We start from the raw sequence: 26,575 nt of genomic DNA on the forward strand, positions 1-26,575 counted from the left end.
TCCTTTGCTGCCTAATATTCGTGTCGTTCTGGTCAATACCAGCCATCCCGGGAACATCGGCGGTGCTGCGCGTGCCATGAAAAACATGGGGTTGTCGCGGCTGGTTCTGGTTGAGCCGAGGGTGTTCCCGCACCATGAGGCCGACGCGCGCGCCTCGGGCGCCGGTGACATTCTGGAAAATGCACAGGTTGTCGCGACCCTTGAAGATGCCCTGGTGGGCTGCAATCTGGTGCTGGGTACCAGTGCCCGCGACCGTCGTATCCCCTGGCCGCTGCTGGATCCGCGCGAGTGCGGGCAGAAAGTGGTTGCAGAGGCGGCCCAGGGTGCGGAAATCGCGCTGGTGTTCGGTCGTGAAGACTCCGGTCTGACCAATGACGAGTTGCAGCGTTGTCACTTCCATGTGCATATCCCCTCTGATCCCGAATTCAGTTCCCTGAACCTCGGCGCGGCCGTGCAGGTGCTCAGCTACGAGATCCGCATGGCCTGGCTGGCGGCCCAGGGGCAGCCGAGCAAGATCGAGAAAGAAGAGGTGGCGTCCACCAAAAGTGGCGAGCTGGCCACCATGGATGAGCTGGAGCGCTTTTATGAGCATCTGGAGCAAACCCTGGTAGCCATCGAATTCATGGACCCGGAAAAGCCGCGCCACCTCATGGCGCGTCTGCGTCGGCTCTACGGTCGCAGTGCTGTCAGTCGTGCCGAGATGAATATTTTGCGTGGCATTCTCACCGAAACCCAAAAAGCAGCCCGTGGCGAGCTGCTCAAGCGCAAGGATTAATGATGTTCGAGCGTCTGCGTGAAGATATCCAAAGTGTGTTTCACCGTGATCCTGCAGCCCGTAATGCTTTTGAAGTGCTGACGTGCTACCCGGGGATGCATGCGATCTGGATTCACCGCTTGTCGGCGCTGTTGTGGCAGGCTGGCTGGAAGTGGCTGGCTCGTCTGGTGTCCAACTTCGGGCGCTGGCTGACCGGGATTGAAATTCACCCGGGGGCCAAGGTCGGGCGTCGTTTCTTTATTGATCACGGGATGGGTATCGTGATTGGTGAAACCGCCGAAATCGGGGATGACGTGACCCTGTATCAGGGTGTGACCCTGGGGGGTACGAGCTGGAACAAGGGCAAGCGCCACCCCACTCTGGAAAATGGTGTCGTGGTAGGGGCGGGCGCCAAGGTGTTGGGGCCGTTCACTGTCGGGGCGGGGGCCAAGGTCGGTTCCAATGCGGTTGTGACCAAGGCTGTGCCGCCGGGCGCGACCGTAGTGGGTATTCCGGGGCGCATCATTATCAAGAATGACGATGAAACCGAGGCCAAGCGCAAGGCAATGGCTGAGAAAATCGGTTTTGACGCATACGGTGTCAGTGAAGATATGCCGGATCCGGTGGCGCGGGCCATTGGCCAGTTGCTGGATCATCTGCAGGCGGTCGATGGCAAGCTGGATGGTATGTGTGGCGCGCTCAAGGATTTGGGCAGTCCTTACTGTGCGAAAGAGCTGCCTGAGCTGCGCGAAGAAGACTTCGCCTGCGTCAAGGGCAAGGACGAAAGCACGGCGGTCTAGATTCTGGGTGCTGTGGGAGCGAGCCTGCTCGCGATGCTGGCGCTGCAGTCTTTGAGGCTGGTCGAGCTGCCGGCATCGCGAGCAAACCCGCTCCCACAAGATGTGTGTCATGTGCCATTACGCCGCAGACCCTGCTACAATGCGCGCGCTCTTTTGCGGGTAATCCCGACTAAAGTACTAGGTCTAATAGTTGACTTAAATAGTCGGGAATAGCATACTCGCTTCCATTCCGAATTCCGTGGTACCTGTCCATGAGACTGACTACAAAAGGCCGTTACGCCGTAACTGCAATGCTCGATTTGGCGTTGCACGCACAGCACGGGCCGGTGTCCCTGGCCGATATTTCCGAGCGCCAAGGCATCTCGCTTTCCTACCTTGAGCAACTGTTTGCCAAATTGCGCCGCAGCAGCCTGGTTTCCAGTGTGCGTGGCCCGGGTGGCGGCTATCAGCTGTCACGCGACATGCAGGGCATCCAGGTAGCTCAGGTGATCGATGCCGTGAACGAGTCCGTCGATGCCACGCGTTGCCAGGGCCTTGGCGACTGCCATGCCGGCGACACCTGCCTGACCCACCACCTGTGGTGCGACCTCAGCCTGCAAATACACGATTTTCTCAGCGGTATCAGCTTGGCTGACCTTGTCACTCGCCGTGAGGTACAAGAAGTAGCCCAGCGTCAGGATCAGCGCCGCTGTAATGGCAAGGCGCCGCACCTGGATAAGATCGAAGCGTCCGCCGTCGAGTGATTGCATAAAAACGACGGTGCGCCAGCCAGCCTGATTTAGGAGATAGTCCATGAAGTTGCCAATTTACCTCGATTACTCAGCCACTACCCCGGTTGATCCGCGTGTTGCTCAAAAAATGAGCGACTGCTTGCTGGTTGACGGGAACTTCGGTAACCCGGCTTCGCGCTCTCACGTGTTCGGCTGGAAAGCTGAAGAAGCGGTTGAGAACGGGCGTCGTCAGGTTGCTGACCTGGTTAACGCTGACCCCCGTGAAATTGTCTGGACCTCCGGTGCGACCGAGGCCAACAACCTGGCAATCAAAGGTGCAGCGCACTTCTATGCCACCAAGGGCAAGCACCTGATCACCGACAAGATTGAGCACAAGGCCGTTCTCGACACCATGCGTCAGCTTGAGCGTGAAGGCTTTGAGGTGACCTATATCGAGCCGGGCACCGATGGCCTGGTAACGCCGGCCATGGTTGAAGCCGCGATGCGCGACGACACCATCCTGGTTTCGATCATGCACGTGAACAACGAAATCGGCACCATCAACGATATCGCTGCCATTGGTGAGCTGACTCGCTCGCGCGGCGTGTTGTTCCATGTCGATGCGGCACAGTCCACCGGCAAGGTTGAAATCGACCTGGCCAAGCTGAAGGTCGACATGATGTCGTTCTCGGCGCACAAAACCTACGGCCCTAAAGGCATCGGCGCACTGTACGTAAGCCGCAAGCCTCGGGTGCGTATTGAAGCAGCCATGCACGGCGGCGGTCACGAGCGCGGCATGCGTTCGGGTACCCTGGCCACCCACCAGATCGTGGGCATGGGCGAAGCGTTCCAGATCGCCAAAGAAGAAATGGCTGCAGAGAACATCCGTATCAAGGCGTTGAGCGACCGTTTCTTCAAGCAGGTTGAACACCTTGAAGAACTGTACGTCAATGGCAGCATGGTCCACCGCGTTCCGCACAACCTGAACCTGAGCTTCAACTACGTTGAAGGCGAGTCGCTGATCATGGCGCTCAAGGATCTGGCTGTGTCGTCCGGTTCGGCCTGTACTTCTGCTTCCCTCGAGCCGTCCTACGTATTGCGCGCCCTGGGCCGCAATGACGAGCTGGCTCACAGCTCCATCCGCTTTACCTTCGGCCGTTTCACCACCGAAGAAGAAATCGATTACGCCGCGCAGAAGGTTTGCGAGGCTGTTACCAAGCTGCGCGCCCTGTCGCCGCTGTGGGACATGTACAAAGACGGCATCGACATCTCGAAAATCGAATGGGCGGCGCACTAACAATTTAAGTCGCCGTAAGTAGACGCTGTAAGCGCAGCGAACAGCAGCTTTTACAGCGTCTCAAGAGCGACTCTCTGATGAGTGAGGATTAGTACCATGGCTTACAGCGAAAAGGTCATCGACCACTACGAAAACCCGCGCAACGTCGGCAAGATGAACGCGGAAGACCCGGATGTCGGCACCGGCATGGTCGGCGCCCCTGCGTGCGGCGACGTAATGCGCCTGCAAATCAAGGTCAACGAGCAGGGCATCATTGAAGATGCCAAGTTCAAGACCTATGGTTGCGGTTCGGCAATCGCTTCCAGCTCCCTGGCGACCGAGTGGATGAAAGGCAAGACTCTGGATGAAGCAGAGACCATCAAGAACACTCAGCTGGCTGAAGAACTGGCTTTGCCGCCGGTAAAAATTCACTGCTCGGTACTCGCTGAAGACGCCATCAAGGCTGCTGTTCGCGATTACAAGCAGAAGAAAGGTTTGATCTGATCCGTACTGCTTGCGCCCGCAAGTGGCGCAGGCAAGGTGAAGAAACTGGCAAAAGGTAAGGAGTCACGATGGCTATCAGCATGACAGAAGCGGCTGCGCGACACATTCGCCGCTCCCTTGATGGGCGCGGCAAAGGTGAGGGGATTCGTCTGGGTGTTCGCACCACGGGCTGTTCCGGTCTTGCCTATGTGCTGGAGTTTGTCGATGAAGTAGGTGAAGAAGACCAGGTCTTCGAAACCCATGGCGAAAAAGTGATCATTGATCCGAAAAGCCTGACCTATCTTGACGGCACCGAACTGGATTTCGTCAAGGAAGGCCTCAATGAGGGCTTCAAGTTCAATAACCCTAACGTGCGCGGTGAATGTGGCTGCGGCGAAAGCTTCAATATCTGAGGCTGATCGTGGGTACTCCTTGTCATTTTGCTTTGTTTGAGCTGCAACCGGGTTTCAATTTGGACCTCGATCAGCTGGCTGTGCGCTATCGAGAGCTGGCGCGTGGTGTTCACCCGGATCGGTTTGCCGATGCTTCCGAGCGCGAGCAGCGCCTGGCGCTGGAGCAGTCCGCCAGCCTCAATGAGGCCTACCAGACGCTCAAAAGCCCTGCCAAGCGTGCGCGTTACCTGCTTGCGCTGAAGGGGGGCGAGTTGCCGCTGGAAGTCACGGTGCACGATCCCGAGTTCCTGATGCAGCAGATGCAGTGGCGCGAAGAACTTGAAGATTTGCATGACAGCGCCGATATGGCCGGTATTGCAGCATTCAAGCGTCGACTGAAAGTCGCTCAGGAACACCTGAACGACAGCTTCGCAGCGTGTTGGGATGATGCTGCGCAGCGTGAGCAGGCTGAACGCCTGATGCGCCGCATGCAGTTCCTCGACAAGCTAACTTACGAAGTGCGCCAGCTAGAAGAGCGCCTCGACGATTAACTCCGTGCTTCCCTGATGGCACGCCTGATTACAGATAAGTCCTGATTACGATGGCCCTACTGCAGATCGCCGAACCCGGCCAAAGTCCTCAACCGCACCAGCGACGTCTGGCTGTGGGGATCGACTTGGGCACTACCAATTCGCTGGTCGCTGCTTTACGCAGCGGCCTTTCCGAGCCTCTGGCCGACGCCAATGGCAATGTCATTTTGCCGTCTGCCGTGCGCTATCACGCTGATCGCGTCGAGGTAGGCGAGTCGGCACGTCTGGCAGCCTCCAGCGACCCGTTCAATACCGTGCTGTCGGTCAAACGCTTGATGGGACGTGGTCTGTCCGACGTCAAGCAGTTGGGCGAGCAGTTGCCTTACCGCTTTGTCGGCGGTGAGTCGCACATGCCGTTTATTGACACGGTGCAAGGCCCTAAAAGCCCGGTTGAAGTGTCTGCCGAAATCTTGAAGGTGCTGCGTGAGCGCGCCGAAAAGACCCTGGGTGGTGAATTGGTGGGGGCGGTGATTACGGTCCCGGCCTATTTCGATGACGCTCAGCGCCAGGCCACTAAAGACGCGGCCAAACTGGCTGGTCTGAATGTGCTGCGCCTGCTCAATGAGCCGACAGCGGCCGCCGTGGCCTATGGCCTGGACCAGTCGGCTGAAGGCGTGGTGGCTATCTATGATCTTGGTGGGGGTACGTTCGATATCTCGATCCTGCGCCTGACCGGCGGTGTGTTTGAAGTCTTGGCTACCGGCGGCGACAGCGCGCTGGGTGGCGATGACTTCGATCATGCGATTGCCAGCTGGATGGTCGAGCAGGCCGGATTGTCTGCCGACCTTGATCCAGGCACGCAGCGCACCTTGCTGCAGGCTGCCTGCGCTGCAAAAGAAGCGCTGACCGATGCGTCCTCGGTGACGGTTGCCTTTGGTGGCTGGCAGTCCGAGCTGACCCGTGAAGCCTTCGACGCCATGATCGAGCCAATGGTTGCGCGCAGCCTCAAGGCTTGTCGCCGTGCTGTGCGCGACGCCAATATCGAGATTGAAGACGTCCAGGCCGTCGTCATGGTGGGTGGTTCGACCCGTGTACCTCGTGTGCGTGAAGCGGTGGCTCAGATGTTTGGTCGCGAGCCCCTGACCGATATCGACCCGGATCAAGTGGTTGCCATTGGTGCTGCGATCCAGGCCGATACCCTGGCCGGCAACAAGCGCGATGGCGGCGAGCTGCTTCTGCTTGATGTGATTCCGTTGTCCCTTGGTCTGGAGACCATGGGTGGCTTGATGGAAAAGGTTATTCCGCGCAACACCACGATTCCGGTGGCGCGCGCGCAGGACTTCACCACCTATAAAGATGGTCAGACGGCCATGATGATTCATGTGCTGCAGGGTGAGCGCGAGCTGATCAGCGATTGCCGCTCCCTGGCGCGCTTTGAATTGCGTGGCATCCCGCCGATGGTGGCCGGTGCCGCAAAAATTCGCGTGACCTTCCAGGTCGATGCCGACGGTTTGCTCAGCGTGTCGGCCCGCGAGCTGGGTTCAGGTGTTGAAGCCAATATCCAGGTCAAGCCTTCCTACGGCCTGACCGACGGCGAAATCGCCAAAATGCTCAAGGATTCGTTCCAGTACGCCAGCGACGACAAGGTCGCCCGCGTATTGCGCGAGCAGCAGGTGGATGCCCAGCGTCTGATCGAGGCCGTGCAAGCAGCCCTCGAAGTCGATGGCGAGCGTTTGCTGGATGCCGAAGAGCGCATGGTGATCGAGCTGCAGATGCAGGAACTGTCCGAATTGTTGAAAGGCACCGATGGTTACGCCATCGAGCAGCAGACCAAGCGTCTGTCGCAAGTGACCGATGCCTTTGCAGCCCGTCGCATGGACTTGACCGTCAAGGCCGCTTTGTCGGGTCGCAACCTGAATGAAATCGAGGAATAACTGATGCCGCAGATCATTTTTCTGCCACACGCCGAGCACTGCCCGGACGGTATGGTTGTAGAGGCTGAGACCGGCAAGACCATTCTCGAAGTGGCCCACGACAACCACATTGAAATCGAAAGTGCCTGCGGTGGTGTTTGTGCCTGCACCACTTGTCATTGCGTGATTCGCGAGGGTTTCGACTCGTTGAACGAAGCTGACGAGCTGGAAGAGGACTATCTTGATAGAGCATGGGGTCTGGAAGCGACTTCGCGCCTGAGCTGTCAGGCCCGCGTTGGTACTGAAGACATCACCGTCGAGATTCCGAAATACTCGCTCAACCATGCTGCCGAAGCGCCGCACTGATAAGGAATTGGCATGAGCCTTAAATGGGTTGATGTACAGGAAATCGCGATCCAGCTGGCTGAAGCTCACCCGGATGTCGATCCGCTCTCGGTGAATTTCGTCACGCTGCGCAATCTGGTCATGGCGCTGCCGGAGTTCGACGATATCCCTGATCGCGGCGGAGAGAAGGTGCTCGAAGCCATTCAGGGTTTGTGGATCGAAGAAGCCGACTAAGCTTGCAACGCACGTAATTATGCAATACCCAAGAACCCGCGTATAATTCGCGGGTTTAATTTTTCGCTTAAATCACTGTTTCTGGAGTTACACCATGGCTGTTCAACGTACTTTCTCCATCATCAAGCCTGACGCCGTTGCTAAAAACGTTATCGGCAAGATCGTTACCCGTTTCGAAGACGCTGGCCTGAAGGTTGTAGCTTCCAAACTGAAGCAACTGTCCAAAGCTGAAGCTGAAGGCTTCTACGCTGAGCACAGCGAGCGCGGCTTCTTCGGCGACCTGGTTGCTTTCATGATCTCCGGTCCTGTTGTTGTTCAGGTTCTGGAAGGCGAAAACGCTATCGCTCTGAACCGCGAGCTGATGGGCGCTACCAACCCTAAAGAAGCAGCTGCCGGCACTATTCGTGCTGATTTCGCTGAATCCATCGACGCAAACGCTGTTCACGGTTCCGACTCTGAAGCCGCTGCTGCTCGTGAAATCTCGTACTTTTTCGCAGCTACTGAAGTAACCACTCGCTAAGTATTGGCTTGTGAGTGAGGGTGAAGACATGATTGCAACGACTGGCAAAACCAACCTGTTGGGTTTGACTCAACCGGAAATGGAGAAATTCTTCGACTCAATCGGGGAGAAGCGTTTCCGTGCCGGTCAGGTCATGAAGTGGATTCACCACTTTGGCGTCGATGATTTCGACGCCATGACTAACGTCAGCAAGGCCTTGCGCGACAAGCTCAAGGCCATTGCTGAGGTTCGTGGACCCGAAGTCGTCAGCGAGGACATCTCCAGCGATGGCACCCGTAAGTGGGTGGTACGCGTAGAGTCCGGCAGCTGCGTCGAGACCGTTTATATTCCCTCGGGCAAACGTGGCACCCTGTGCGTTTCGTCCCAGGCTGGCTGTGCCCTGGACTGCAGTTTCTGCTCCACCGGCAAGCAAGGCTTCAACAGCAACCTCACCGCCGCCGAAGTGATCGGCCAGGTGTGGATCGCCAACAAATCCTTTGGCAGCGTTCCGGCAACCATCGACCGCGCCATCACCAACGTGGTGATGATGGGCATGGGCGAACCGCTGCTGAACTTCGACAATGTCATTTCTGCCATGCACCTGATGATGGATGACCTGGGCTACGGCATCTCCAAGCGCCGTGTCACCCTGTCTACCTCCGGCGTGGTGCCGATGATCGATGAGCTGGCCAAGCACATTGACGTTTCGCTGGCATTGTCGCTGCACGCACCTAACGACGAACTGCGTAGTCAATTGGTGCCGATCAACAAGAAGTACCCGCTGGCCATGCTGCTTGATTCCTGCCGTCGCTATATGGCGACCCTGGGCGAAAAGCGCGTGCTGACCGTTGAGTACACCTTGCTCAAGGATGTGAACGACCATGTCGATCACGCCCGCGAAATGATCGAGCTGCTTAAAGACACACCGTGCAAGATCAACCTGATCCCGTTCAATCCGTTCCCGCATTCTGGCTATGAGCGCCCGAGCAACAATGCCATTCGCCGTTTCCAGGAGCTGTTGCAGCAGGCTGGCTACAACGTGACCGTGCGCACCACCCGTGGTGAAGACATCGATGCGGCGTGCGGGCAGCTGGTAGGTCAGGTCAATGACCGTACCCGCCGCAGTTCGCGCCTGATCGCGGCGCGTGAGCTCAGTGCTGACGCCGATACAGCGCAAAACGCTACCTCTGCGCCCTGAGAGAGGACATCCATGATCCTGCGCGCTGCGCTCCCGGTCGTTTTGGTCAGCTTTTTGGCTGGCTGCGTGTCATCGGGCGATTCAAGCCCGATGGCTGGCGACAAAGGGCGTAACGAGGCGCGTCAGGCGTATGTTCAGCTGGGTCTGGGCTATTTGCAGCAAGGGATGACCGAGCAGGCCAAAGTCCCTTTGCGCAAGGCCCTTGAGCTCGACAAGACCGACCCGGACACCAACGCCGCACTGGCCTTGGTGTTTCAGGCCGAAATGGAGTTTGCCCTGGCCGAGCAGGCATTCCGTACCGCGTTGAACGGTCGGCCTGCTGATGCCCGGATCCTCAATAATTACGGCAGTTTCCTGTTTGAGCGTCAGCGCTATCAGGAGGCCAGCATGCAGTTTCAAAAGGCGGCAGCAGACAACCTTTATCCGGAACGCTCCCGCATCTACGAAAATCTGGGTATAACGTCACTTGAGTTGGGGCAACCTGAAGCGGGGCGCCAGCAGCTTGAAAAAGCACTGCGCCTGAACCCTCGACAACCCCGTGCGTTGCTTGAAATGGCCGAGATGGCTTATCAGGACAAACAATATGTAACGGCGCGTGACTTTTACGATCGTTTTAGCCTGCTTAGCGGGCAAAATGCACGTAGTCTATTGCTCGGTGCGCGACTGGCGAGTGTTTTCGATGACCGCACCCCAACTGCCAACCATGGCCAGCAACTAAAACGACTCTATCCCGGCACGCCGGAATATCAGCAATACCTGTCGGAGCAATGATGAAAGCGGCGCAACCCGAAGTTCTAGCAGCGACTCGTGTCAATCCCGGTGAGACTCTGCGTCAGGCCCGTGAAAACAATGGCTGGACGCTGGCTGAAGTCGCCTTGAAACTCAACCTCACGGCCAGCTCCCTGAGCAACCTTGAAACGGGCGCGTTCGACAAACTGCCTGGGCATACCTTTGCCCGGGGCTATATCCGGGCCTATGCCAAATTGCTGGGTATGGACCAGGCCGCCCTTGTGCGTGAATTTGACCTGTACACCGGCACTGATGCCAACGGCAGCAACGTGCACAGCCTGGGTCGCATAGAAGAGCCGGTGCGCGTGTCGCATACCATTTTGCGTATCGTCAGCCTGTTGCTGTTGATCGCCGTGGTCGGAGGCGGTTTTATCTGGTGGCAAGACCAGACGTCCATGCGCGCCAAGGACCTGATTGGTCTTGCTCCGGAACACGTCGAAGTCGAAGGGGCTGACGGCACAACCCGCATCCACCCGCTGGACGAACCTGAAGATCAGGCAGTAGCCGAGGCCAAGGCCGAAGGCGAAACACCTCTGGCGGCCGAATCGGCGCCGGAGCAGGGCGCGACCACTGCACTGGCACTGCCGGGTGCTCCCGCTGCCGAGCCCCAGGCACCCGTTGCCGTTCCGGTACAGCCAGTACCTGCTGCTGTTGCGCCAGTTGCGCCAGTTGCGCCAGTAGTGGCACCTGTTACGTCCACCGCGCCTGCGCCCGACACTGCCGCCCCGGTTGCCGGTGCTGGCAAAGTGAGCGTGCAATACACCGCTGATTGCTGGACTCAAGTGACCGACGGCACGGGCAAAGTGCTGTTTGGTGGCTTGAAGCGCAAGGGCGAAAATCTAGAAGTGAGCGGCAAGCCACCCCTGAGCTTGCGCCTGGGCTATGCCCGCGGTGCCCAGGTCAGCTATAACGGCCAGCCTGTGGATGTCGCTCCTTTCACCAGTGGCGAGACTGCTCGTCTGAAGTTGGGTCAATAAGTCATGCACGGCGAATCACCAATCAAACGTCGCGAATCGCGCAAAATCTGGGTCGGTAATGTACCTGTAGGTGGCGATGCCCCTATTGCTGTGCAGAGCATGACCAACAGTGACACCAATGACGTCGCTGCAACCGTTGCGCAAATCAACCGCCTGGAAGCTGCGGGTGTCGATATCGTGCGGGTTTCCGTGCCGGATATGGACGCAGCCGAGGCTTTTGGCCGGATCAAGCAACTGGTCAAGGTGCCATTGGTCGCCGACATTCACTTCGATTACCGCATCGCCCTGCGCGTTGCAGAGTTGGGTGTGGACTGCCTGCGCATCAACCCGGGCAACATCGGTCGCGAAGACCGTGTGCGGGCGGTGGTTGATGCAGCCCGCGATCGCGGTATTCCGATCCGAATCGGCGTCAACGCCGGTTCCCTGGAAAAAGACCTGCAAAAAAAATACGGCGAACCGACGCCTGCCGCCCTGGTCGAATCGGCACTGCGCCACGTTGAGCACCTTGAACGCCTGAATTTCAAGGACTTCAAGGTCAGCGTAAAGGCCTCCGACGTGTTTATGGCGGTTGAAGCCTACCGCCTGCTGGCCAAGGAAATCGTCCAGCCGCTGCATCTGGGCATTACCGAAGCCGGTGGTTTGCGTTCAGGCACAGTGAAATCTGCCGTGGGCCTAGGTATGCTGCTCGCCGAAGGAATTGGCGATACCATCCGCATCTCCCTGGCAGCAGACCCGGTTGAGGAAGTAAAAGTCGGTTACGACATCCTCAAGTCCTTGCACCTGCGCTCGCGCGGCATCAACTTTATCGCGTGCCCGAGCTGCTCGCGGCAGAACTTCGACGTGGTGAAAACCATGAACGAACTTGAAGTTCGCCTCGAAGACCTGCTGGTGCCGCTGGATGTTGCCGTGATCGGTTGTGTGGTCAATGGCCCTGGCGAAGCCAAGGAAGCCCATGTGGGGCTCACCGGTGGTACACCCAACCTGATTTACATCGACGGCAAGCCGTCGCAGAAACTGACGAATGACAATCTGGTGGATGAGCTCGAAAGACTGATCCGGCAGAAGGCGGCCGAAAAGGTCGAAGCTGACGCAGCCGTTATCGCGCGCGGCTAACCAGACGAATAAAGGATTTATTGTGAGCAAGTCTTTGCAAGCCATTCGTGGCATGAACGACATCCTGCCGGAGCAGACGCCTCTGTGGCGCTACTTCGAGAGCAAGGTTTCGCGTTTGCTGGATAACTACGGTTACAAGCAGATCCGCATGCCAATCGTCGAATTCACCGAGCTGTTCAAACGCTCGATCGGTGAAGTGACCGATATCGTCGAAAAAGAGATGTACACCTTCGAGGACCGCAACGGCGATTCGCTGACGCTGCGTCCTGAGGGAACTGCGGCGTGCGTGCGTGCGGTGCTTGAGCACGGCATCACCGGTGGTGGCCAGGTGCAAAAACTCTGGTACATCGGCCCGATGTTCCGTCACGAGCGCCCGCAAAAAGGCCGTTATCGCCAGTTCCACCAGATTGGCGTCGAGGTGTTCAACCTCGATGGTCCGGACATCGATGCCGAACTGATCGTGCTGACCTGGCGCCTGTGGGGCGAGCTGGGTATCCGCGATGCGGTCAAGCTCGAACTCAACAGCCTGGGCACCAGCGAAGCCCGTGCGCGCTATCGTGCCGCCCTGGTCGAGTATTTGTCCTCGCGTCTGAGCGAACTTGACGAAGACAGCCAGCGTCGCCTCAAGTCCAACCCGCTGCGTGTGCTCGACACCAAGAACGCCGATACCCAGGCGGTTCTGGTGGATGCACCGAAACTGGTGGACTACCTGGACGAAGAGTCCCGCGTGCATTTCGAGGGCCTCAAGGCTCGCCTCGATGCCGCCGGCATCCCGTACACGATAAACCCGAAGCTGGTTCGTGGCCTGGACTACTACAGCAAGACCGTATTTGAATGGGTAACCGACAAACTGGGCGCCCAGGGCACCGTGTGTGCGGGCGGTCGTTATGATGGCCTGGTCGAGCAGATGGGCGGCAAGCCTACTGCCGGTGTCGGTTTTGCCATGGGCATCGAGCGCCTGATCCTGCTGCTCGAAACCCTTGAGCAGATCCCCGAAGAAATCGCACGTCAGGTCGATGTTTACCTGTGTGCTTTCGGCGAAGCCGCCGAACTGGCAGCCCTGGCTTTGAGCGAACGCGTTCGTGATCAACTGCCAAACCTGCGCCTGCAGATCAATGCCGGTGCGGGCAGCTTCAAAAGCCAGTTCAAAAAGGCTGACAAGAGCGGTGCACTGTTTGCGCTGATCCTGGGTGACGACGAATTGGCCCAGCAAGTGGTAGGTGTAAAACCCCTGCGTGGCCAGGGCGAACAACAAACGATTGCCTGGGATGCTCTAGCCGAGCACTTGGCCACCTGCATCGTGCAGGGTTGAAGCTGCAAAACAGCCGATTTAGCGAATAAGGAGTGTTGGGGTGTCGAGTAACGAAGATGATCAGCTGGGCGAGTTGAAAGACTGGTGGCAGCGCAACGGCAAACCCCTGCTGACTGGCGGCTTGCTTGCGCTGGTAGTGGTGTCCGGCTGGCAGCTCTGGCACAAATATCAGGCGAATCAGTCGCAAGGTGCGTCGGTTCTCTACCAACAATTGCTTGAAACCACGCTCACCCCTGACGGCAAGCCGGATGTGGCCCGCGTGGCGGATCTGGCCAACAAGCTGAAAAGTGAATACGCAGGCACTGCCTATTCGCAATTTGGCGGCCTGTTTGTGGCCAAGGTGGCGGTGGACAACGGCAAGCTTGATGACGCGGCTACCGAGCTGAAAGTCATTGTCGACAAGCCGGCCAATGCCACTCTGGGCGAAGTGGCGCGTCAGCGTCTGGCTCAGGTACTGGCCGCACAGGGCAAGGTTGACGATGCCCTGAAGCTGCTGGAAGGCGACTCGGACAAGGCATTCCTGGCCAGCCGTGAAGAACTCAAGGGCGACCTGCTGGTGCAGCAGGGCCGTACTGACGATGCGCGTGCAGCCTACGAGAAGGCCAAGGCCGGATTGTCGGATGAAGCAGCAGTAGGCGGCTTGCAAATCAAGCTCGATGACCTGGCCAAAGGGGATGCGTGACGTGATGCGATGGAAACATGCAGCATTGCTGGCTCTGGTCGTTTTGGCCGCGGGTTGCAGCAGCAACAGCAAAAAAGAATTGCCACCGGCGGAGCTGACCGACTTCAAAGAAGAAGTCGTGCTGCAAAAGCAGTGGAGCCGCTCGATCGGTGACGGTCAGGGCAAAACCTACAACATGCTGGTTCCGGCTGTTGAAGGCAATAATATCTACGCTGCTGACGTAACGGGCGTGGTGATGTCTCTGGACCGCATGAACGGCGACGTTGAGTGGAAAAAAGACCTCGATCTGCCTGTTTCCGGCGCAGTTGGCCTGGGCTATGGCCTGGTCATGCTTGGCACCTTGCAAGGTGACGTGATTGCCCTGGATTCCAGCACAGGCGAAGAAAAATGGCGCTCTCGCGTTAACAGCGAAGTGCTTGCACCTCCTGCGACCAACGGTGATGTGGTGGTGGTACAGACTCAGGACGATCGTCTGATCGGTCTGGATGCTGACACCGGCAATCAGCGCTGGACGTATGACAGCACGCCGGGCGTGCTGACCCTGCGTGGTACGGGGGCGCCACTGGTGACCAATCACCTGGCCATCGGCGGTTTGTCGACCGGTAAAGTGGTCGCCCTGGATACGCGCAACGGCGTGCCTGTGTGGGAGCAACGTGTTGCCATCCCGCAGGGTCGCTCCGAGCTTGAACGCATTGTCGATATCGACGGTGGCCTACTGTTGTCTGGCGGTACACTGTACGTCGCCAGCTACCAGGGCCGCATGGCGGCACTGGACATGGAATCGGGTCGCGTGCTCTGGCAGCGTGATGCTTCCAGCTATGCAGGTGTCGCCCAAGGTTTCGGCAGCGTCTACGTCAGCCTGGCGTCGGGCACTGTAGAAGGCGTTGACGAGCGTTCGACCACCTCGCTGTGGAGCAATGATGCTCTGGCACGCCGCCAATTGTCGGCTCCAGAGGTCTTCTCCAGCTATGTGGCAGTCGGTGACATGGAAGGCTATCTGCACCTGCTCAGCCAGGTCGATGGTCGTTTCGTGGGCCGTACCCGCGTTGACAGTGATGGCCTTCGGGCACGTCCGCTGGTGGTCGGTGACATGATTTACGTGTTTGGTAACAGCGGCAAACTGGAAGCCCTGACCATTCGCTAAGGCGTCTATGCTTGAGGCTCTAGGGCCTCGGGCAGCCTTGCTCTGGCAAGGTTTGCGGCACATTTGTGCTGTTCCGAACTCTGGCCGCTGCCTTGCAGCGGCTTTTGTATTTTCTGAAATAACGAAGTGGAGAGCCGCATGGTTCCCGTAATCGCCCTGGTGGGCCGACCAAACGTCGGCAAGTCCACCTTGTTCAACCGCCTGACCAGGACTCGTGACGCCATCGTCGGCGACTTGTCCGGTCTGACCCGTGATCGCCAATACGGTGAGGCCAAGTGGCAAGGGCGTTCCTACATTCTGGTCGACACCGGCGGTATCTCCGGTGACGAGCACGGTATGGACGAAAAAATGGCCGAGCAGTCGCTGCTGGCCATCGAAGAAGCTGACGTCGTTCTGTTCCTGGTAGATGCAAAGGCGGGTTTCACTGCCGCTGACCAGATGATCGGCGAACACCTTCGCAAACGTAACAAGCGCTCCTACGTGGTGGCCAACAAGGTCGACAACATCGACCCGGACATGGCTCGCGCCGAGTTCGCGCCGCTGGGTATGGGCGATGCAATCCCGATCGCCGGTGCCCATGGCCGTGGTATCACGCAGATGCTGGAAATTGCCCTGAGCAACTTCCCGCGTGACGAAGAAGAGCCGGAAGACGGCGAAGAAGAAGTTGTTCTCGAAGGTGAGGAAGCCAAGCGCATTCCGGGCCCTAGCGAAAAAGACGGCATCAAGATCGCAATCATCGGTCGCCCGAACGTCGGTAAATCGACCCTGGTCAACCGCATGCTTGGTGAAGACCGGGTAATCGTCTATGACCAACCGGGTACCACTCGCGACAGTATCTACATCCCGTTCGAGCGTAACGACGAGAAGTACACGCTGATCGACACCGCCGGTGTGCGCAAGCGCGGCAAGATCCACGAAGAAGTTGAAAAATTCTCCGTGGTCAAAACCCTGCAAGCGATCAAAGACGCCAACGTGGTGATCTTTGTGATGGACGCCCGTGAAGGCGTGGTTGACCACGACCTCAACCTGTTGGGCTTTGCCCTGGAGGCCGGTCGGGCTCTGGTTATCGCGATCAACAAGTGGGACGGCATGACCCCTAGCGAGCGCGAGTTCGTCAAGGTCGAGTTGACCCGTCGCCTGTTCTTCGTCGACTTCGCCGATATCCACTTTATCTCGGCGCTGCACGGCACTGGCGTGGGTAACCTGTACCAGTCGGTGCAAAACTCCTTCAAGTCGGCGGTTACCCGCTGGCCGACCAACCGCCTGACCCAGATTCTGGAAGATGCGGTTAGCGAGCACGCGCCACCGATGGTCAACAGCCGCCGGATCAAGCTGCGTTATGCCCACTTGGGTGGTGCCAACCCGCCGATTATCGTGATTCACGGTAACCAGGTTGAGAAGGTGCCGAAGTCTTACGTCCGTTATCTCGAAAACACCTACCGTCGCGTCTTGAAGCTGGTCGGTACGCCGATCCGCATCGAGTTCAAAGGTGGCGAGAACCCGTACGAAGGCAACAAGAACTCGCTGACCGACCGTCAGGTCAACAAGAAACGTCGCATGATGTCGCACCACAAGAAAGCCGAGAAAAATCGCAAAGACAAGCGCTAACCGCGCAAGCTCAAAGCGTAATGAGAAAGGGTCCGAAAGGACCCTTTTTCGTGTCAGGCGTTTGGGCTATCCTCGGTGGGTCCTGTGCCGCAGTCAGTGCCGGGAACTCAACAGGGAACGGCCATGATCACCAGCAAGTTGCCGAACGTCGGCACCACCATCTTCACGCGCATGTCGCAGCTCGCGGCAGAAACCGGCGCACTCAACCTGTCTCAGGGGTTCCCTGACTTCGATGGCCCGCAGGCGTTGCGTGATGCAGTTGGCCAGCACATTGCCAGTGGCCATAACCAGTACTCCCCAATGACCGGCCTGCCTGCGTTGCGTCAGCAAGTGGCGGCCAAGATCGCCCGTAGCTATGGCGCACAGGTGGATGCTGACACTGAAGTGACCATCACCCCCGGCGCTACCCAGGCTATTTTCTGCGCCATTCAGGCCGTGATTCATGCTGGCGATGAAGTCATTGTGTTTGATCCGTGCTACGACAGCTACGAGCCTTCGGTCGAACTGGCGGGTGGCCGTTGTGTGCATGTGCAGTTGGGGTTGAATGACTTTTCGATAGACTGGCAAAAGCTTGAAGATGCGCTGAGCCCGCGCACGCGCATGATCATTCTCAACAGCCCGCACAACCCCAGTGGTGCCTTGATCAGCCGTGCCGAGCTTGACCAGTTGGCCCGCCTGATTGCTGATCGGGATATCTACCTCATCAGCGATGAGGTGTACGAACACCTGGTGTTCGATGGCGTGCCCCATGTCAGTGTTTTGTCCCATCCTGAACTGTACGATCGTGCATTCGTGGTCAGCTCTTTCGGCAAGACGTATCACGTTACGGGCTGGAAAACCGGTTATGTCGTGGCACCGCCGGCTCTGACCGCCGAATTGCGCAAGGTTCACCAGTACGTCAGTTTTTGCGGGGTCACTCCCCTGCAATATGCATTGGCTGACTTTATGAGTGCCCACCCCGAGCACGTTGAAGAGTTGCCCGGGTTTTATCAGGCCAAGCGAGACCTGTTTTGTGATTTGCTGAACCCATCGCGTTTTACTTTCAAACCGGTGGCAGGGACGTATTTCCAGTTGGTGGATTACTCCCGAATTCGTCCGGACCTCAATGATGTCGACATGGCGGTGTGGCTGACCCGTGAGCATGGTGTAGCCACCATTCCGGTGTCGGTGTTCTACCAGGCCCCGCCCGCAGGGCAACGGCTGGTTCGACTGTGTTTTGCCAAACGCGAGGAGACGCTGCGTGAAGCAGCAGAGAAACTATGCGTGATCTAAAGGGATTACCCGATTTAAACGTAGCGCTGGTGCAAACCACGCTGGCCTGGCATGACCCTCAGGCCAACTTCGATCATTTCGACGAGCTGCTCGAGCAGGCTGTTGGCGCTGACCTGGTGGTCTTGCCTGAGATGTTCACCACCGGCTTCAGCATGGAGTCCAGTACCCTTGCTGAGCCCGAAAGCGGCCCGACCACCGAGTGGCTGCGCAAGCAGGCACAAAGGCTCAATGCCGTGGTGACGGGCAGCGTGATTGTGCTCGCGGCGGATGGCAGCCACCGCAACCGCCTGTTGTGGGCGCGTCCGGATGGCGAAGTGCTGCATTACGACAAACGCCACCTGTTCCGAATGGCCGGTGAGCATGAGCATTTCACTCCGGGTGAGCGTCAGGTCCAGTTTGAGGTCAAGGGCTGGCGTGTTCGCCCGCTGATTTGCTATGACCTGCGCTTCCCGGTGTGGAGCTGCGACCCCCATGACACCGACCTGTTGCTGTACACCGCCAACTGGCCGGGTGCGCGGCGGTTGCACTGGAACCGTTTGCTGCCGGCGCGGGCCATCGAAAACCTGTGTTATGTCGCGGCGGTGAACCGGGTGGGCACGGACGGCAAAGGTCTGGTGTATACCGGGGACAGTCATATCCTCGATTTTCAGGGCGAGTCGCTGCTCAGTGCAGGGGAGGCGGACGGGGTGTTTACCATGAGCCTGAATGCGGGCGAATTGGGTGCTTACCGCGAGCGCTTCCCGGCCAACCTGGATGCGGACAGTTTTGATCTGCGCTGATTTGTAGAAGCAGTTATCAGCTTGTGTGTACGACGTAAACCTGTGGGAGCGTGGCTTGCCCGCGATGGCATCACCGCGGTCTGCCTGCCAAATCGCGCCGCCTGAATCGCGAGCAAGCCCGCTCCCACAGGGGCTGGTGATTGCCGGTCATGATGCAATAAAAAGCCCCCAGGGTTCTCACCTTGGGGGCTTTTGCGTTTCAGGCCAACGTTTACGCGGCTTTCGCCTCGGCTTCGCTCAGGGAACGGTTCAGAGCGCTGAACAATGCCTTGAAGCTTGCCGTGGTGATGTTTTCATCAATGCCCACGCCATGCACGGCTCGGCCGCCATTGACCCGCAACTCTATATAAGCCGCAGCCTTGGCGTTGGTGCCAGCACCAATCGCATGCTCGTTGTAGTCCATTATTTCGGCATTGACCGGCAGGCCGGCTACCAGTGCTTCCAGCGCGCCGTTGCCTTTGCCGCTCCAGCGCAGATTGGTTTCGCCGTCGCCTTTGGCCGAGACTTCGACTTCGACCGCACTGTGACCGTTCTCTTCCTGCAAGCGATGGCTGACCAGCGCGTAAGGAGTGTTGGCCTGCAAGTACTCGGTGCGCAGCAAGCTGTGAATCTGCTGAGCAGTCATTTCCAGGCCCAGACGGTCAGTTTCGCGTTGTACCACCTGGCTGAATTCGATCTGCATCCGGCGCGGCAAGCTGATGCCGTATTCCTGCTCCAGCAGGTAAGCGATCCCGCCTTTGCCAGACTGGCTGTTAACCCGAATCACGGCTTCGTAGCTGCGACCGATATCCGCCGGATCGATCGGCAAGTACGGCACTTCCCACAGGGCGTCCGGTTTCTGCTGGGCGAAGCCTTTGCGGATGGCGTCCTGGTGCGAACCCGAGAACGCGGTGTGCACCAGGTCGCCCACATACGGGTGACGCGGGTGCACCGGGATCTGGTTGCACTCTTCGACAACCTTGCGCACGCCATCGATATCGGAGAAGTCCAGCTGCGGATCCAGGCCCTGGGTGTACATGTTCAGGGCCACGGTCACCAGGTCGACGTTACCGGTCCGTTCGCCGTTACCGAACAGGCAGCCTTCAACACGATCGGCGCCAGCCATCAGGCCCAGCTCGGTGGCGGCTACACCGGTGCCACGGTCGTTGTGGGTGTGCAGGCTGATCAGCACGCTGTCACGGCGATTGATATTGCGGCCGAACCATTCGATCTGGTCGGCGTAGATATTCGGCGTCGCGCACTCAACGGTGGCAGGCAAGTTGAGGATCATCTTGTGCTCAGGCGTCGGGTTCCACACTTCGATTACCGCGTCACACACTTCCTTGGCGAACTCCAGTTCGGTGGCGCTGAAGGTCTCTGGCGAGTATTCGAACGTCCAGTGGGTTTCGGGCTGCTGAGCGGCGTATTTGACGAACAGCTTCGCCGCGCTGACCGCGATTTCCTTGATGCCGTCCTTGTCCTGGTTGAACACGATGCGGCGGAAAGCAGGGCAAGTGGCGTTGTACAGGTGGACGATAGCCTTTTTCGCGCCGCGCAGCGATTCGAAGGTGCGGGCGATCAAGTCTTCGCGGCCCTGGGTCAGCACCTGGATAGTGGTGTCGTCCGGTATATGGCCGTCTTCGATCAGGGTGCGGACAAAGTCAAAGTCGGTTTGCGATGCCGCCGGGAACGATGCCTCGATTTCTTTAACGCCTACGCTGACCAGGGTTTTCCAGAAGCGCAGCTTCTTTACCGCATCCATCGGTTCGATCAGCGACTGGTTACCGTCGCGCAAATCGGAACTGCACCAGATCGGCGCCTGGGTGATGGTTTTCGACGGCCAGGTACGGTCGGGCAAGTCAATGACCGGGAAGGCGCGGTACTTGGAAGATGGGTTCTTGAGCATGGTCATCAGGCTATCCTTAATATGCAGGCCTGCGATTCAGACGCGGCGAGCCGGAAAAAAACAAAGCAGAAGGCGAGGCACCGCAACTAGCTTTGCAGTCGTGCACTGACGAGGCAAAGGCTGCGATGTTGGCGAAGCAGAATGAGGACGTGAGGTGTGTTCATAGGCTCAACCCTAACCATTGGCGGGAAAGATGGCAAGCCTATAAAAAATATTGAGATAAATGCTCAATAAGACGAGAGATGCGCGTTTTTATAGCGCATATTGATAAATGTCTTGCTCGATATTGCGTGATTTAAAGGGAGGGCTTGCCTCGCGTGCCACGAGGTGTTTTCCCTTTTTGAGCGCTTCTCAGGGAGTGAAGGCACCAATGAAAATCGCCGGATCAACCCGCGCATCATTGAGGCTGACGTTCCAGTGCATATGCGGGCCCGTGGCCCGACCTGTCGCGCCAACCTTGCCCACCACATCGCCGCGGGCCAGTTGCTGGCCCACGCGGGTGTCGATTTTCGACATATGGCAGAACATGCTGATAAAGCCCTGGCCGTGGTCGACAAACACCGTGTTGCCATTGAAGAAGTAATTGCCGATCAGGATTACCTTGCCCGCTGCCGGGGTCTTGATCGGCGTGCCAGCTGGTACGGCGAAGTCGAGACCGGCGTGAGGGTTGCGCTCTTCGCCATTGAAGAAGCGGCGCACGCCGAACTTGCTCGACAGCGGGCCATTGACCGGTTTGTCCAGCAACAGGTTGCTCGGCGTGTTGGGGCTGAAGGTGCGGTAGGCCTTGATCTGGATCGCCAGCTCGTTGTCGATGCGCTTGATATCGGCCGGGTCGGGATTGACCTGACGCTTGTTTTTCAAGGTGATGTGTTGCTCGGGGTATTTTTTGCTGCCCACCGCAAAGCTCAGGTTGCGCCCGCCGGAGGTGATCTGCTGGCTACCGGGTTTGACCGTCAACGGGATGCCGACAATCGCCCGCCAGGTGTCCTGTTCCTTGATCACCATGACCGGCTTGCCGTCATAGCTGGCCTTGGGCGCCTGGGCGCCGCTGCCCAGCTCAATCACGGCCACCCCTCCGGGCACCGGTTTGTTCAGCAGGCGGGTGATATAGCTGTCAGCCGCCTGAGCATTGAAAGTCAGGCACAGCAACAGCACGGCAGAGAAAAAACGTGGCATTGGTTAATCCAGTAAAGAAAGGGTGACGGGCGTGAGGTGATTGTCCTCAACGCGCACTTGCAGTTCGCCTTCGCCCAGCCTGGCGGTCAAGCGCTGACCGTTTTGCGTTTGCGCGGCCCGGCGAACGGCATTGCCCTTTTCATCGAGCAGGATGCTGTAGCCACGGCCCAGGGTCGCCAGCGGACTGACCACATGCAGGGTTTGCATCTGGTTTTGCAGCTGCATGCGGCGCGCCTTGAGGCCTTCGCGCATGGCCCGGGGCAAGCGCTCGGCCAGGCTGTCCAGACGCTGGCGCAACATGGCCAGCTGACGCCCCGGATGTTGTGCGGCCAGACGGGTTTCGAGGCGGATCAGGCGTTCGCGGCGAGTATTCAGGCTGCGCTCGAAAGCCCGGCGCATGCGCATGTCCAGATCATCCAGGCGTTGGGCTTGCTGACGCAGACGTTCGCCGGGGTGACGCAGGCGTCGCGCCAGGCCGTCGAGGCGCAAGCGGTCGCGCATCAGGCGATCACGAATGCGCATCACCAGGCGCCGATGCAGGCTGTCGATGCGCCGTTGCAGGTCGCTTGAGTCCGGTGCCAGCAGCTCGGCCGCGGCCGAAGGCGTGGGCGCGCGCACGTCTGCCACGAAGTCGGCGATCGAGACATCGGTTTCGTGACCCACGGCACTGACGACAGGGGTAACGCAGGCATCGATGGCGCGAGCCACGGCTTCTTCGTTGAAACACCACAGGTCTTCCAGCGAGCCGCCGCCGCGGGCCAGGATCAGTGCGTCAAAGCCCCGTGCATCGGCCAGCTTGAGGGCACGGACGATTTGCGCCGTGGCTTCGCGGCCTTGAACGGCGGTGGGGATCAGGGTCAGTTCGACTTGTGGCGCACGGCGGCGGAACACGCTGATGATGTCGCGAATCACCGCGCCGGTGGGCGAGCTGACAATACCGATGCGCTGCGGGTGAGCGGGCAGGGCGACCTTGCGTTCGGGGCTGAACAGGCCTTCGGCGCCGAGCTTTTCCTTGAGTGCATCGAAGGCCAGGCGCAGTGCGCCGTCGCCGGCGGGTTCTACAGTGTCGAGGATCAATTGGTAATCGCCACGGCCTTCAAACAGCGAGACCTTGCCGCGCACCTTGACCGCCAGGCCATCCTTGAGCGCCTGACGAACCCGCGCAGCGTTATTGCGAAACAGCGCACAACGCACCTGGGCGCCGCTGTCCTTGAGGGTGAAATATACGTGGCCAGAGGCCGGGCGGGCGAGGTTGGAGATTTCGCCTTCTACCCAGATATTGCTGAACACGTCTTCGAGCAGCACCCGCGCCCGGCCATTGAGCTGGCTGACGGTCAGGACTTCCCGGTCGAGATTGAGTCTTGCAAAGGGGTCTTTAATCATGCGGGTCATCATAAGGGCGGATTGTTATCACTGCACCTGTCTGATAGAAGTCTGCGCACTAAAAACAAGGAAGCAGAGCAATGGATTTGCCGTTTAGTGGTGGTGAGTGGGTGCTGCTGGAGCTGGCCATTGCCCTGGCCTATATCGTCTTTGGTGTGGCCGGGTTCGGCACGGCGCTGGTGGCCGGGCCGATCCTGATTCTGTGCCTGCCGCTGTCGAAAATCATCCCGCTGCTGGTGCTGCTGGATTTTGTGGCGGCCTTTGGTAACTGGCTGCCGTCGCGCCGGGATGTGGTGCGATCCGAGTTGCTGCGCTTGCTGCCGTGCATGGCGATCGGCTGTGTGGTGGGCGTGGTGTTTTTGCTGAACCTTAAATCCGACCTGTTGTTGCTGTTGATGGGGGTTTTTATCACCGCTTACGCCTTGTACAGTTTGGCGGTGAAGGTGAAGCCGGCACGGCTCGCTGCCGGTTGGGCCATCCCCACGGGTATCACCGGCGGGTTGTTTGGTGCGCTGTTTGGCAGTGGCGGTTTTTTGTATGCGCTTTATCTGAATGCCCGCTTGCCCAAAGACGCTGCCCGCGCCACCCAGAGTGCGTTGATCAGTTGCAGCACCGTGGTGCGTCTTACGTTGTTCGTGCTTGCCGGTGTGTATGCCGATGGCGAGCTGTTGTTGCTTGGCGCCTGCCTGTTGCCGGCGATGGCAATGGGGTTGTGGGTTGGCCGCCGGCTGACGCGCAAATTGTCCCGCGAGGCGTTTGTGCGGCTGGTAACGTGGCTGGTGCTGGCCAGCGGCATTGCGCTGATTGCGCGTTATCTGAGTGCTTGACCTCGCGAGGTGAGGCTTTAAGCTGCGCGTCAGCTCTAACTCTGTGGGAGCGGGCTTGCTCGCGATGCAGGCACTGCGGTGCCGCAGCCAGATCGCGTCGATGTGATCGCGAGCAAGCCCGCTCCAGCAGTTGCACTGTGTTGCCCTTATTTCACGTACATGTGCCGTCCCCATGAATTCCCAAAGCATCATCGTTCCAAAAATCTCCACCTTGCCGGTGCATGAGCCGCGTGCCCGGGCCATCGTGCGCTGGCTGGTGCGCAAGAACATCATCGAAGAAGAGCTCACCACCTGCGGCCGTACCGGCAATGGCATGGCCTACGCCATCGCCCCCGGTGCCCGTGAAGTGGTGCTGCACCCCGAGGCTCTGCCTTTCGGGCAGCCGGTCAATGGCCTGGAGATCATCACCAAGCGCTGCATCTACACACCGGCCAAAGGTTTTCTTGAAGAAGCCGGTTGCGCCGAGTGCCGCAAGGAAGTGGGCGAGGCACTGTTTGAAAGCCTCGAAGACTGGATGCCGGGGCGTACCGACAACTTCATCTGTCCGCTGTGCGCCCACGAAGACGACATCAACGGTTTTCTGTTTTTACAGCCGTGTGCGTTTTCCAACCTTGGGTTTATTTTCAACAACTGGGCCGAGGCTGGATTCAAGCAAAGCTTTCTCGACGAGTTCGCCGACTGGCTCGACCAGCCGGTGGCGTGGGTGAAAGTCGAACTCTGAGGTGAAAATTCCGTAGCAGCTGCCGAAGGAACGAGGCTGCGTTCGATTGCGAAGCGATCGTAAGTCCGGGGCACGCGGTTCAGATGAAAAAACGCGTGCTATGGATTTACGACGGCTACGCCGCCGGACGCAGCCTTCGGCAGCTGCTACGGTTCAATTTCTGCCTTCAAAGTCAGCTAATCATTGGCCCTTAGCGCAAAACTCTCTAAAGGTTTCCGTTGAGAGATCCAGGGGTTTTGAGTACAATGGCGCGCTTCCATTTTCCCGCTCGGGAGCCCCAGCGATGCTGCGTATCAGCCAAGAAGCACTCACATTCGATGACATCCTTCTCGTCCCCGGTTATTCCGAGGTTCTCCCGAACGAAGTCAATTTAAAGACTCGTTTGACCCGTGGCATTGAACTGAATATTCCGCTGGTTTCCGCTGCAATGGACACCGTAACTGAAGCCCGTCTGGCAATCGCCATGGCTCAGGAAGGCGGTATCGGTATCATCCACAAGAACATGACCATCGAGCAGCAAGCTCACGAAGTTCGCAAGGTCAAGCGTTTCGAAGCCGGCGTGGTTAAAGAGCCGATCACTATCGAGGCTGATGCCACGGTACGTGAGCTGCTTGAGCTGACCCGCCAGCACAATATCTCCGGCGTTCCGGTACTGCACAATGGCGACCTGGTCGGCATCGTGACATCCCGTGACGTACGCTTTGAAAACCGTCTGGAAGCTACCGTTCGTGACGTGATGACGCCTAAAGAGCGTCTGGTTACGGTCAAGGAAGGCGCCGACAAGGAAGAAGCCCGCGAGCTGTTGCACAAGCACCGTATCGAGCGCGTGCTGATCGTCGACGACAACTTTGCCCTCAAGGGCATGATGACCGTTAACGACATCGAAAAAGCCAAGGCTTACCCGTTGGCCAGCAAGGACGACCAGGGTCGTCTGCGCGTAGGCGCTGCGGTCGGTACCGGCAAGGACACCGCTGATCGCGTGGCTGCCCTCGTGGCTGCCGGCGTTGACGTGGTGGTAGTCGACACCGCCCACGGTCACTCCAAAGGCGTGATCGACCGCGTTCGCTGGGTCAAGCAGAACTTCCCTGAAGTTCAGGTCATTGGCGGCAACATCGCCACTGGCGCTGCTGCCCTGGCCCTGGCTGAAGCCGGCGCTGACGCAGTTAAAGTCGGTATCGGCCCGGGCTCGATCTGCACCACCCGTATCGTTGCCGGTGTTGGCGTTCCGCAAATCAGCGCGATTGCCAATGTGGCCGCTGCCCTTGAAGGCACTGGCGTACCTCTGATCGCCGACGGCGGCATCCGTTTTTCGGGTGACCTGTCCAAGGCCATCGTTGCCGGTGCTTCCTGCGTGATGATGGGTTCGATGTTTGCCGGTACTGAAGAAGCACCAGGCGAAATCGAGCTGTACCAGGGCCGTTCGTACAAGGCTTACCGCGGCATGGGTTCGCTGGGTGCGATGTCGCAATCCCAGGGCTCCTCTGACCGTTACTTCCAGGACTCCTCCGCGGGTGCCGAGAAGCTGGTGCCGGAAGGTATTGAAGGTCGCGTGGCGTACAAAGGCTCGCTGACGGCGATCATTCACCAACTGATGGGCGGTCTGCGTTCTTCGATGGGTTACACCGGCTGTGCCGACATCGAACAAATGCGTACCAAGCCCGAGTTCGTGCGTATCACCGGCGCTGGCATGGCTGAATCCCACGTCCACGACGTGCAGATCACCAAGGAAGCACCCAACTATCGCGTAGGTTGATAGTGGTCGCACCCGGGTTC

Annotated in this window: 27 protein-coding genes; 24 read left to right on the top strand and 3 right to left on the bottom strand. The window is 58.7% G+C overall.

From position 1 onward, the window contains the following. Nucleotides 1–4 precede the first annotated feature (4 nt). From trmJ to PPTH39_RS08985, 21 genes are all read left to right on the top strand, one after another. Nucleotides 5–775: a tRNA (cytosine(32)/uridine(32)-2'-O)-methyltransferase TrmJ gene (trmJ, locus tag PPTH39_RS08885; RefSeq protein ID WP_095018331.1), complete on the top strand. Its 771-nt coding sequence runs from the start codon at nucleotides 5–7 to the stop codon at nucleotides 773–775. Nucleotides 776–777: 2 nt separating this feature from the next. Further along, the gene (gene cysE, locus PPTH39_RS08890) at nucleotides 778–1,554 is read left to right on the top strand and encodes a serine O-acetyltransferase (protein ID WP_095001471.1); all 777 of its coding nucleotides are present in this window, start codon (nucleotides 778–780) and stop codon (nucleotides 1,552–1,554) included. A gap of 251 nt (nucleotides 1,555–1,805) precedes the next feature. Beyond that, nucleotides 1,806–2,297 (top strand): Fe-S cluster assembly transcriptional regulator IscR, encoded by a 492-nt coding sequence (gene iscR / locus PPTH39_RS08895; RefSeq protein ID WP_003443378.1) that lies wholly within the window; start codon nucleotides 1,806–1,808, stop codon nucleotides 2,295–2,297. 49 nt (nucleotides 2,298–2,346) lie between these two features. After that, a complete protein-coding gene (locus PPTH39_RS08900; protein WP_019823684.1) occupies nucleotides 2,347–3,561 on the top strand; it encodes an IscS subfamily cysteine desulfurase in 1,215 nt (404 codons plus the stop codon). A gap of 96 nt (nucleotides 3,562–3,657) precedes the next feature. Then, nucleotides 3,658–4,044, top strand: a complete 387-nt coding sequence (gene iscU, locus PPTH39_RS08905; protein ID WP_007929523.1) for a Fe-S cluster assembly scaffold IscU — start codon at nucleotides 3,658–3,660, stop codon at nucleotides 4,042–4,044. A gap of 68 nt (nucleotides 4,045–4,112) precedes the next feature. Continuing rightward, nucleotides 4,113–4,436 carry an iron-sulfur cluster assembly protein IscA gene (iscA, locus tag PPTH39_RS08910; protein ID WP_016779604.1) on the top strand — a complete coding sequence of 108 codons (324 nt, stop codon included), beginning with the start codon at nucleotides 4,113–4,115 and terminating at the stop codon, nucleotides 4,434–4,436. Between the two features lie 8 nt (nucleotides 4,437–4,444). Continuing rightward, nucleotides 4,445–4,966, top strand: coding sequence for a co-chaperone HscB (gene hscB / locus PPTH39_RS08915; protein WP_095001470.1), 522 nt, complete (start codon nucleotides 4,445–4,447; stop codon nucleotides 4,964–4,966). A 50-nt stretch (nucleotides 4,967–5,016) separates the two neighbouring features. Then, entirely contained in the window at nucleotides 5,017–6,879 is a 1,863-nt protein-coding gene (gene hscA, locus PPTH39_RS08920) for a Fe-S protein assembly chaperone HscA (protein WP_095018332.1), read from the top strand. 3 nt (nucleotides 6,880–6,882) lie between these two features. Beyond that, complete coding sequence (gene fdx, locus PPTH39_RS08925; protein ID WP_003443365.1) at nucleotides 6,883–7,224, top strand: ISC system 2Fe-2S type ferredoxin; 342 nt, start codon at nucleotides 6,883–6,885, stop codon at nucleotides 7,222–7,224. 12 nt (nucleotides 7,225–7,236) lie between these two features. Next, nucleotides 7,237–7,437, top strand: a complete 201-nt coding sequence (gene iscX, locus PPTH39_RS08930; RefSeq protein WP_016779607.1) for a Fe-S cluster assembly protein IscX — start codon at nucleotides 7,237–7,239, stop codon at nucleotides 7,435–7,437. Between the two features lie 94 nt (nucleotides 7,438–7,531). Beyond that, a complete protein-coding gene (ndk, locus tag PPTH39_RS08935) occupies nucleotides 7,532–7,957 on the top strand; it encodes a nucleoside-diphosphate kinase (RefSeq protein ID WP_016779608.1) in 426 nt (141 codons plus the stop codon). Nucleotides 7,958–7,985: 28 nt separating this feature from the next. Further along, nucleotides 7,986–9,134, top strand: a complete 1,149-nt coding sequence (gene rlmN, locus PPTH39_RS08940; protein ID WP_130871881.1) for a dual-specificity RNA methyltransferase RlmN — start codon at nucleotides 7,986–7,988, stop codon at nucleotides 9,132–9,134. A 12-nt stretch (nucleotides 9,135–9,146) separates the two neighbouring features. Next, on the top strand, nucleotides 9,147–9,905 hold the full coding sequence (gene pilW / locus PPTH39_RS08945; RefSeq protein WP_130871882.1) for a type IV pilus biogenesis/stability protein PilW: 759 nt from the start codon (nucleotides 9,147–9,149) through the stop codon (nucleotides 9,903–9,905). After that, the gene (locus PPTH39_RS08950; RefSeq protein ID WP_130871883.1) at nucleotides 9,905–10,900 is read left to right on the top strand and encodes a RodZ domain-containing protein; all 996 of its coding nucleotides are present in this window, start codon (nucleotides 9,905–9,907) and stop codon (nucleotides 10,898–10,900) included. Before pilW ends, PPTH39_RS08950 begins: the two co-directional genes overlap by 1 nt. A gap of 3 nt (nucleotides 10,901–10,903) precedes the next feature. Further along, nucleotides 10,904–12,013, top strand: coding sequence for a flavodoxin-dependent (E)-4-hydroxy-3-methylbut-2-enyl-diphosphate synthase (gene ispG / locus PPTH39_RS08955; protein ID WP_086795918.1), 1,110 nt, complete (start codon nucleotides 10,904–10,906; stop codon nucleotides 12,011–12,013). A gap of 22 nt (nucleotides 12,014–12,035) precedes the next feature. Next, complete coding sequence (hisS, locus tag PPTH39_RS08960; RefSeq protein WP_095001465.1) at nucleotides 12,036–13,325, top strand: histidine--tRNA ligase; 1,290 nt, start codon at nucleotides 12,036–12,038, stop codon at nucleotides 13,323–13,325. 40 nt (nucleotides 13,326–13,365) lie between these two features. Then, the gene (locus PPTH39_RS08965) at nucleotides 13,366–14,007 is read left to right on the top strand and encodes a tetratricopeptide repeat protein (RefSeq protein ID WP_095001464.1); all 642 of its coding nucleotides are present in this window, start codon (nucleotides 13,366–13,368) and stop codon (nucleotides 14,005–14,007) included. Beyond that, nucleotides 14,000–15,151 (top strand): outer membrane protein assembly factor BamB, encoded by a 1,152-nt coding sequence (gene bamB, locus PPTH39_RS08970; protein WP_095018336.1) that lies wholly within the window; start codon nucleotides 14,000–14,002, stop codon nucleotides 15,149–15,151. The genes PPTH39_RS08965 and bamB overlap by 8 nt, the downstream gene beginning before the upstream one ends. 138 nt (nucleotides 15,152–15,289) lie before the next feature. Beyond that, the gene (gene der, locus PPTH39_RS08975; RefSeq protein ID WP_016779615.1) at nucleotides 15,290–16,759 is read left to right on the top strand and encodes a ribosome biogenesis GTPase Der; all 1,470 of its coding nucleotides are present in this window, start codon (nucleotides 15,290–15,292) and stop codon (nucleotides 16,757–16,759) included. 123 nt (nucleotides 16,760–16,882) lie between these two features. Then, nucleotides 16,883–18,031: a pyridoxal phosphate-dependent aminotransferase gene (locus tag PPTH39_RS08980; RefSeq protein WP_095024169.1), complete on the top strand. Its 1,149-nt coding sequence runs from the start codon at nucleotides 16,883–16,885 to the stop codon at nucleotides 18,029–18,031. Then, complete coding sequence (locus PPTH39_RS08985; protein WP_130871884.1) at nucleotides 18,019–18,810, top strand: amidohydrolase; 792 nt, start codon at nucleotides 18,019–18,021, stop codon at nucleotides 18,808–18,810. Before PPTH39_RS08980 ends, PPTH39_RS08985 begins: the two co-directional genes overlap by 13 nt. Nucleotides 18,811–19,021: 211 nt before the next feature. On the opposite strand, the gene leuA is transcribed toward PPTH39_RS08985, so the two are convergent. The 3 genes from leuA to xseA all read right to left on the bottom strand — a co-directional run bounded on the left by leuA (nucleotide 19,022) and on the right by xseA (nucleotide 23,254). Beyond that, nucleotides 19,022–20,701, bottom strand: a complete 1,680-nt coding sequence (gene leuA / locus PPTH39_RS08990; RefSeq protein WP_095001460.1) for a 2-isopropylmalate synthase — start codon at nucleotides 20,699–20,701, stop codon at nucleotides 19,022–19,024. Nucleotides 20,702–21,046: 345 nt separating this feature from the next. Further along, nucleotides 21,047–21,871 carry a peptidoglycan DD-metalloendopeptidase family protein gene (locus tag PPTH39_RS09000; RefSeq protein WP_095018339.1) on the bottom strand — a complete coding sequence of 275 codons (825 nt, stop codon included), beginning with the start codon at nucleotides 21,869–21,871 and terminating at the stop codon, nucleotides 21,047–21,049. A gap of 3 nt (nucleotides 21,872–21,874) precedes the next feature. After that, the gene (gene xseA / locus PPTH39_RS09005) at nucleotides 21,875–23,254 is read right to left on the bottom strand and encodes an exodeoxyribonuclease VII large subunit (protein WP_095001630.1); all 1,380 of its coding nucleotides are present in this window, start codon (nucleotides 23,252–23,254) and stop codon (nucleotides 21,875–21,877) included. Nucleotides 23,255–23,334: 80 nt separating this feature from the next. On the opposite strand from xseA, the gene PPTH39_RS09010 reads away from it, so the two are divergent. From PPTH39_RS09010 to guaB, 3 genes are all read left to right on the top strand, one after another. Next, nucleotides 23,335–24,081, top strand: coding sequence for a sulfite exporter TauE/SafE family protein (locus PPTH39_RS09010; RefSeq protein WP_130871885.1), 747 nt, complete (start codon nucleotides 23,335–23,337; stop codon nucleotides 24,079–24,081). Between the two features lie 172 nt (nucleotides 24,082–24,253). After that, the gene (locus tag PPTH39_RS09015; RefSeq protein WP_095001456.1) at nucleotides 24,254–24,802 is read left to right on the top strand and encodes a sugar ABC transporter ATPase; all 549 of its coding nucleotides are present in this window, start codon (nucleotides 24,254–24,256) and stop codon (nucleotides 24,800–24,802) included. Between the two features lie 283 nt (nucleotides 24,803–25,085). Continuing rightward, nucleotides 25,086–26,555, top strand: coding sequence for an IMP dehydrogenase (gene guaB, locus PPTH39_RS09020; protein ID WP_016779630.1), 1,470 nt, complete (start codon nucleotides 25,086–25,088; stop codon nucleotides 26,553–26,555). Nucleotides 26,556–26,575 lie beyond the last annotated feature (20 nt).

Origin of the sequence: Pseudomonas bubulae (genome assembly GCF_900618535.1) — a bacterium.
In the GTDB taxonomy this organism is placed as follows: Bacteria; Pseudomonadota; Gammaproteobacteria; order Pseudomonadales; family Pseudomonadaceae; genus Aquipseudomonas; species Aquipseudomonas bubulae.